General features: G+C 63.5%; 8 protein-coding genes. 3 read left to right on the top strand and 5 right to left on the bottom strand.

Annotated features, from left to right (window positions below):
* Window positions 1-134: 134 nt before the first annotated feature.
* The gene (gene asd, locus DOM32_RS17415) at window positions 135-1,028 is read left to right on the top strand and encodes an archaetidylserine decarboxylase (protein WP_420876632.1); all 894 of its coding nucleotides are present in this window, start codon (window positions 135-137) and stop codon (window positions 1,026-1,028) included.
* 52 nt (window positions 1,029-1,080) lie between these two features.
* A complete protein-coding gene (gene arfB / locus DOM32_RS17410; RefSeq protein ID WP_110637009.1) occupies window positions 1,081-1,497 on the top strand; it encodes an alternative ribosome rescue aminoacyl-tRNA hydrolase ArfB in 417 nt (138 codons plus the stop codon).
* A 15-nt stretch (window positions 1,498-1,512) separates the two neighbouring features.
* On the opposite strand, the gene epmA is transcribed toward arfB, so the two are convergent.
* The 3 genes from epmA to efp form a co-directional block, all read right to left on the bottom strand.
* Entirely contained in the window at window positions 1,513-2,502 is a 990-nt protein-coding gene (epmA, locus tag DOM32_RS17405) for an EF-P lysine aminoacylase EpmA (RefSeq protein ID WP_110637006.1), read from the bottom strand.
* On the bottom strand, window positions 2,499-3,269 hold the full coding sequence (locus DOM32_RS17400; protein ID WP_110637004.1) for an SDR family oxidoreductase: 771 nt from the start codon (window positions 3,267-3,269) through the stop codon (window positions 2,499-2,501). The genes epmA and DOM32_RS17400 overlap by 4 nt, the downstream gene beginning before the upstream one ends.
* Window positions 3,270-3,558: 289 nt before the next feature.
* On the bottom strand, window positions 3,559-4,125 hold the full coding sequence (gene efp, locus DOM32_RS17395) for an elongation factor P (RefSeq protein WP_071231664.1): 567 nt from the start codon (window positions 4,123-4,125) through the stop codon (window positions 3,559-3,561).
* Window positions 4,126-4,363: 238 nt separating this feature from the next.
* Here efp and epmB point away from each other — a divergent pair, with 238 nt between their 5' ends.
* Entirely contained in the window at window positions 4,364-5,410 is a 1,047-nt protein-coding gene (epmB, locus tag DOM32_RS17390) for an EF-P beta-lysylation protein EpmB (protein WP_110637001.1), read from the top strand.
* A 58-nt stretch (window positions 5,411-5,468) separates the two neighbouring features.
* On the opposite strand, the gene DOM32_RS17385 is transcribed toward epmB, so the two are convergent.
* The gene (locus DOM32_RS17385; protein WP_110636998.1) at window positions 5,469-6,866 is read right to left on the bottom strand and encodes an ATP-binding protein; all 1,398 of its coding nucleotides are present in this window, start codon (window positions 6,864-6,866) and stop codon (window positions 5,469-5,471) included.
* On the bottom strand, window positions 6,863-7,525 hold the full coding sequence (locus tag DOM32_RS17380) for a response regulator (protein WP_110636995.1): 663 nt from the start codon (window positions 7,523-7,525) through the stop codon (window positions 6,863-6,865). Before DOM32_RS17380 ends, DOM32_RS17385 begins: the two co-directional genes overlap by 4 nt.
* Window positions 7,526-7,567 lie beyond the last annotated feature (42 nt).

The raw sequence follows: 7,567 nt of genomic DNA, 5'->3' as shown, positions 1-7,567 counted from the left end.
GTGAGCCGTGAGCCGCAAAGACAATCCCGTCAGCTCGCGAAGTTCGCAATCCCTTTCTCGAAGCTCGTAGCTCGTAGCTCGTAGCTCGTAGCTCGTAGCTCAGTCTATTGCGCGGACCGAGGACTCCCGCTACCTTGTCCGCCTTTCGGTTCGTCCGTCTCTCCAATACCGGGGTCGTCATCGTGGATCGCCAGGAACTCTTCGCCAGAATTCAGTACCCGCTACCTCACCACGCGATCTCGCGACTGATCGGCCTGGGCGCCGACTGCCGGATTCCCTGGGTCAAGGATCTGTTCATCCGGCGTTTTATTCACACCTACGGTGTCGACATGACCCAGGCCCTGGAGCCGGACCCGACCGCCTACGCCTGCTTCAACGACTTCTTCACCCGCGCGCTCAAGCCCGACGCGCGCCCCATCGGTGAAGGCCTGGTCTCCCCCGCCGACGGCGTACTGTCTCGCTATGGCCGCATCGAACATGGCACCCTGATCCAGGCCAAGGGGCAGACCTACTCCCTCGGCGCCCTGCTCGGCGGCGACGTTTCCCGCGCGGCACCGTTTCGCCAGGGCAGCTTCGCCACGGTCTACCTGTCGCCGAAGGACTACCATCGCGTCCACATGCCGATGACCGGCACCCTGCGCGAGATGACCTACGTGCCGGGACGGCTGTTCTCGGTCAACCAGGCCACCGCCAACCATGTGCCGGGGCTGTTCGCCCGCAACGAGCGCCTGGCCTGTATCTTCGATACCGAGCACGGGCCGCTGGCGATGGTGCTGGTCGGCGCGATGATCGTCGCTGCCATCGAGACTACCTGGGCCGACCAGGTCACGCCGCTGAGCGGTCGCGTGCAGACCACGCGTTTCGATGAGCCGATCGTGATCGAGAAAGGCCAGGAAATGGGACGCTTCAAGCTCGGCTCCACCGTGGTGATGTGCATGGGCCGAGAGACGGCTTTCGGGGATTTCGACCCGAAAGGCAGCCCGATCAGCATGGGCCAGACGATGGGCGCGCTGCCGGGCATGGCCTAACGTTGGCGCCCGGCAAAGGACACTTCATGACCACCGACTCCGGGAGTTAGCAATGCCACTGGAAATCTCCCGCAACGTGTCGATCCCCGACAACGAGATCGAACTCATTGCCGTGCGCGCCCAGGGCGCCGGCGGCCAGAACGTCAACAAGGTTTCCTCGGCGATTCATTTACGTTTCGACATTCGCGCCTCGAGCCTGCATCCCGGCTTCAAGGAGAAGCTGCTGGCGCTCAGCGACAGGCGCATCACCCGCGACGGCGTCATCGTGATCAAGTCGCAGGAGCATCGTACGCAGGAGCTCAACCGGGAAGCCGCGCTGGCTAGGCTCAAGCAGTTGATCAAACCCGTGCTCTACGGTGACAAACCTCGCCAAGCGACCAAACCCAGCCGTAGCGCGAAGCGAAAGCGAGTCGATCAAAAGACGAAACACGGCCAGAAGAAACGCCTGCGCGGGCGCGTAGATGACTGAGCCTTAGAGGGCAGGTCAACACCGCGGCGTCGGGAACGCCATGACCTCGGCAATCGACTCCCTGTTCAGCGCCATTTGAATCAGGCGATCGACACCCAGTGCCACGCCGCTGCCGGCAGGCATGCCGGATTCGAGCGCGGCAATTAGGCGCTGATCCGGGGCGACGCTTGGCTTCCCCAGCGCCTCGCGTTGACGGTTGTCATCCGCGAAGCGCTCGCCCTGCTCGGCAGCGTCGGTCAGTTCGTCATAGCCGTTGGCAAGCTCGAGCCCCTGGAGATAGATTTCGAAGCGCGCGGCGACTTCGACCCCATCCTCGGGATCGAGCCGCTTGCGCGCCAGTGCCGCCTGAGAGGCCGGATAGTCGACGACCGCATCGATACCGCCTCGGCCCAGCTGCGGTTCGATGACGAAGCTCATCAGCAGATCGAGGCAGCCGTCACGGTCGGCGTCATCCATTGCCAGTCCGCCGACTTGCCCGGCCAGGCGACGCAGGTCCGCCAGCGATGTCGTGAACGGATCGACATCGAGCGCTTCGCGAAAGAGCGCCCGATAACGGCGCTGGCGCAAGGGACCGGGATCGGTCGGCAGTACTTCGCGAATCAGCGCCTCGCATTCATCGATCAGTGCCGTCAGCGACAGACCCGGCCGATACCACTCGAGCATGGTGAATTCGAGATTGTGGCGCCGCCCCACTTCACCGTCGCGAAAGCTGCGCGCCAGTTGGAAGACCGGCCCGCTGCCCGCCGCCAGCAGCCGCTTCATGTGAAACTCCGGCGAGGTCTGCAGCCACAGTCGCTTCCGCCCCGCCGGGGTGGTCGCCGTCAGCGACAGTGAATCCAGATGCGGATCGGTGCTGCCGCCGTGGCCTAGAATCGGCGTTTCCACTTCCAGCACGCCGCGCGCCGCGAAGAAGCCGCGAATCGTTGCCAGCAGTCGTGCCCGCTCGCGCAGCGTCGCGATCGTTGCCGTGGGTTGCCAGTCGTCGGCGCGGGTGAGTTCCGTCACGAGTGATAGACCTGACTGCGGCCACCGTCGATCAGGATATCGGTGGCATTGATGAATCGTGCTTCGTCGCTGGCTAGGAACAGCGCCGTGCTGGCGACTTCGTCGGCCTCACCCAGCCGCTTGCAGGGCAACAGCTCGATCTGGCGCTGGCGCTCCTGCTCGTCGCACTGGGCGAGCCAGGTTTCGGCTGCCGGCGTGCGGATCAGCCCAGGCGAGATCGAATTGACCCGGATTCCGCGATCCGCGTACTCGATTCCAAGAGATCGGGTCAGGCCGATCAGGCCATGTTTGGCCACCGGATAGGGAAACGCGCCCGGAATGATCTTGTGACCGTGCACCGAGGCGATATTGACGATATGTCCGTAACTCCGCTCCAGCATGTCGGGCAACACGGCCTGGATCATGTGCCAGGCGCCTTCCAGATTGATCGCCAGGCAGCGGCGCCAATCCGACTCTGCCAGGCTCAGCGGATCGCCGAACACGTTGACGCCGGCCGAATTGACCAGGATATCGACACGCCCCAGCATCGCACGCGCTTTCTCGACGCCGGCTGCCACGCTATCGATATCGGCCACATCGACCTCGACACCATGACAGTTCGAGTCGAAGCGCGCGTCGAGCCTCGCCGACTCGCGCTCGAGGCTTTCCGTATCGCGATCCAGCATGATGACATCGGCGCCTTCGGCAAGAAAGCGCGTCACCGTCGCCAGGCCGATGCCACTGGCGCCACCGGTGACAAAAGCCTTGCGTCCCGTCAATCTAGCCATTCCATGCCCCCTTGTTCACGATCTGGCAAGCCATCTGGCAAACAATAGTGTGATCGACGAGCGACAGCCGAAGCCACCCTGGCAAGCTTTCGTCCAAGGGGTCGTCTTCAACGACAAAGGCCACGCAAAAGCGTGGCCGGCGAACACGAATAATCACTGCTCAGCGCGTCATGAGCGACGGTGAGACAAGGCGAAACCAGGCGACCCAGCGGAGTTTACAAGTCGTAAATGAGCATGGGGAGCCTGGTTTCAACGCGGTATCACCGAGCGCAGTAGCGCTGACAATGAATTATGCGCGGGAGACGTATTCACCGCTGCGCGTATCGACCTTCAGCACTTCGCCCTGATTGATGAACAGCGGCACACGAACCACGGCGCCGGAAGAGAGCGTTGCCGGCTTGGAACCGCCCTGCGCGGTGTCGCCCTTGAGGCCGGGATCGGTCTCGACCACTTCGAGTTCGAGGAAGTTGGGCGGCGAGACGGCAATGGCGTTATCGTTCCACAGCGTGACGGTATAGACGGCCTGTTCCTTGAGCCACTTCTCGACGTCGCCGATGGCCTTCTTGTCGACCGCGTACTGCTCGAAGGAGCCATCGGTCTTCATGAAGTGCCACATGTCGCCGTCGGTATAGACGTACTCCATGTCCAGGTCCATGACGTCGGCGCCTTCCAGCGACTCGCCAGACTTGAACGTGCGCTCCCAGACGCGGCCGGTGATCAGGTTGCGCAGCTTGACGCGGTTGAAAGCCTGGCCTTTGCCGGGCTTGACGAATTCGTTCTCGAGAATGTTGCACGGGTCGCCGTCCAGCATGACCTTCAGGCCGCCCTTGAATTCGTTGGTAGAATAGTTCGCCATGATTCCTCACTAGTAACCGTTCGCGGTTCGCCCGCGACGAAAAATCCCTAACCGCGCGCTGTTGGGAAGCGCTGAAGCGATAGGCGAGCGAGATGATACGCAAGGCGCACGGCACACAGAACACGAAACATAACCTGGTGTTAGGAGAGTGTTCGAGTACCGCGCAACGCGGCGAATCGCTCGCGCAGCCATCGATTCAGAGTTTCCTGGGCACGCGCTCTGATTTCGAGTGGCCAGCATGATAACCCGAACCCCGATCGCTGTGCATTGCGAAGAGGTCGAACCCGAAGCGCCCGTGTCCGATACACCGTTGGGCGACTGGCAGCGGCAACTGCGCGACGTGATCCGCGACCCCGCTGCCCTCTGCCGGCACCTGGGACTCGATTTCGAGTGGTCGTCGGGCGCCAGACGCGGCCACGATCTGTTTCCGGTGCGCGTGCCGCTGGCGTATCTGTCGCGGATCCGGCGCGGCGATCCGAACGATCCTCTGCTGCGCCAGGTCCTGCCGCTGGGCGCGGAAGGCGATGCCGTACGGGGCTTCGTCGATGACCCGCTGGAAGAGCGCGACCACACGCCGAAGCCGGGGCTGATTCACAAATACCCCGGCCGGGCGTTGCTGATTGCCAGCCCGACCTGTGCAATCAATTGCCGTTACTGCTTCCGCCGTCACTTCCCCTACGCCGACAACGCGCCGTCGATGCGGGAGTGGGAACGGACACTGGATTACCTGCGCGAGGACGACTCGATCCGGGAAGCGATCCTTTCCGGCGGCGATCCGCTGGCCTCGCCGGATCGTCGGCTGGCCGCGCTCGTCGAACGGCTGGAAGCGATTCCCCATCTCAAGCGGCTGCGCATTCATACCCGTTTGCCGGTGGTGATACCCGATCGCGTCGACGATGCGCTGCTCGAATGGCTCGGGGGCTCTCGCTTGCAGAAGGTGATGGTCCTGCACATCAATCATGCCCAGGAGATCGACGAAGCGGTGGTCGCAGCCTGCGCTCGACTCAAGGCGGCTGGCGTCACGCTGCTCAACCAGAGCGTGCTGCTGCGCGGGATCAACGACGACGTGGACACGCTCGCTGCGCTGTCGGAGCGCCTGTTCGAGGCCGGGATCCTGCCCTATTACCTGCACGTGCTCGATCCGGTGTCTGGCGCGGCGCATTTCGATGTGCCCGACGACGAAGCCCGCGATCTGGTGGATGCCCTGCGTCAGCGGCTGGCCGGCTTCCTGATACCGCGGCTGGTCCGCGAGGTGCCCGGCGAACGGAGCAAGACACCGCTCTGAGTTCCTGGCCGATCGTTCGCTCCAGGGCCGCACCCCGGCCCTCGCCTCGACTCTCTCCTCACCCTATCGGCAGCGTGACATGAACGCTCAGGCCGCTGGCGACCGGCAGGGAAGTCTCGTCGAGGCGGATCTCTCCGCCAAGCCGTTCGGCCAGTTCCTGAACGATCGACAGCCCCAGCCCCGATCCGCTGGTGCGCTGCCCGGCCAGGCGCACGAAGCGCTCGAATACCCGTTCGCGCTCGGCGACCGGAATCCCCGGCCCGCTGTCGGCGATCTCGATATGCAGGCGATCCCCGGTCTGCCATATCCGCAACCTTACCTCGCCGCCTTCGGGGGTGTAACGCAAGGCGTTATCGAGCAGATTGCGCAGCAGCACGTAAAGGCCGTTTTCATAGCTGACGACGTGCAGCTCAGCGGGAATCTCCTGCACGAAGCTGATTTCCCGTCGGTCGACCAGCGGTTGCATGTCCCGCTGCAGCTCTCGTCCCAGCCGGGTCAGATCCACCGTCTGCCGATTCATGCCCTCACCGCTCTCGAGCCGGGAGAGTGTCAGCAGCTGCTCGACGACACGGGTCATCCGATCGACGCCATTGATGATCGAGCGGGCGCCGCGCTGGGAGCGCGCTTCGGTGGTATCCGTCATCAGGTTCTGCGCGTGCACCTTGATCGCCGCCAGGGGTGTACGCAGCTCGTGGGCGGCGTTGGCGGTGAAGCGACGTTCTTTTTCCAGCGTTTCGGCCAGGCGGCCGAACAGGCCATTGAGTGCATCGACCATGCCGCGAATTTCATCCGGCGCCTCGCTGCCGTCGATGGGCTCCAGATAGCTCGGCCGGCGAGCGGTGATCTGGCGACTGATGCGCAGCAGGGGAGAAAAACCACGCGCGATGACGAAGGGGATCAGCAGCGCGATCAGCAGCACGCCGATCACCGGTGGCATCAGGTTGCGCAGCGCAATCTGCCAGGTCAGCTCGTCGCGCACGTCGTCGCGCTGAGCGGCGCTGGCCCAGACGCCGTGAACCTCGTCATACAGCGTGAAGGTGCGCCAGTCGTGGCCCTCGCCCTCGGTGTGCGCGTAGCCGGGTGCCGGGATCATGGTCTCCAGCACACCGGGGGTTCTCATGCCCAGCAAGGCGTGACCATCGTCATCCCAGATCTGGAATCCCAGCTTCTTCTCGTAGGGATGCCCCAGCGGAGTCGGTTCGTCGGTGAGACTGTCCGGCAGCATGACGGGCTGAAGCTGCAGGTCGTGGATCATTTCCTGCGGGTCCCGCCCCTGCTCGCCGCGATATTCGAAATAGAGCGCGACCATCGTTCGCGTGGTCTGCGCCAGTTCGGCGTCGAACAGTTCGTTGATCTGATCGCGAGTGTCGTGATAACTCCAGAGCGCGGCCAACGAGGTGATCAGCGTCACCGTTATCAACAGGACACGTCGAAGGTAACGACGAATCGATCTCAACCCGCAGCTCCCAGCCGATAGCCGACGTTACGCACGGTCGTCACCACGCCACTGCCGAACTTCCGGCGCAGATGATGAACATGGACTTCGATGACGTTGCTCTCGACTTCGGCGTCCCAGCCGTAGAGCACCTCGACCAGTTGGTCGCGCGTAAACACCTGCCCCGGATGCGTCATCAGGTACGCCAGCAGGTCATGCTCGCGGCGCCCCAGCGCCACCACCGACTGATCGAAGCGAATCTCGTGCGCTGCCGGGTCCAGCGTCAGTCGGCCGCAGGTCACCACCGGCGATGCGCGCCCGGCGCTTCGCCGTACCAGTGCACGCAACCGCGCCAGCAGTTCGCCATTGTCGAAAGGCTTGACGAGATAATCGTCCGCCCCGCCATCGAGCCCCCGGATGCGATCGACCACGTCGTCCCTTGCCGTGAGGATCAACACCGGAATCTGACTTTGCGCTTCCCGCAACTGCTTGAGCAACTCGAAGCCGTCGATATCCGGAAGCCCCAAGTCCAGTATCAGCGCATCGAAAGTGGATCCTTCGAGAGCTTCGCAGACTCCGCGCCCCTCGGTGAGCCATTCAGGCACCATCTGCTCGCGTCGCAGCACGTCGACGACGCCTTCCCCCAACAACGGGTCGTCCTCAACCAGCATTACCCTCATGACGTTCTCTCTAACTGTCGCCACTCCTGGCGAACTCGGCTT

The organism is Salinicola salarius (genome assembly GCF_003206135.1).
Classification (GTDB): domain Bacteria; phylum Pseudomonadota; class Gammaproteobacteria; order Pseudomonadales; family Halomonadaceae; genus Salinicola; species Salinicola salarius.
Note: the sequence above shows the minus strand (reverse complement) of the source record. Positions and strands in the feature narration are given on the sequence as shown.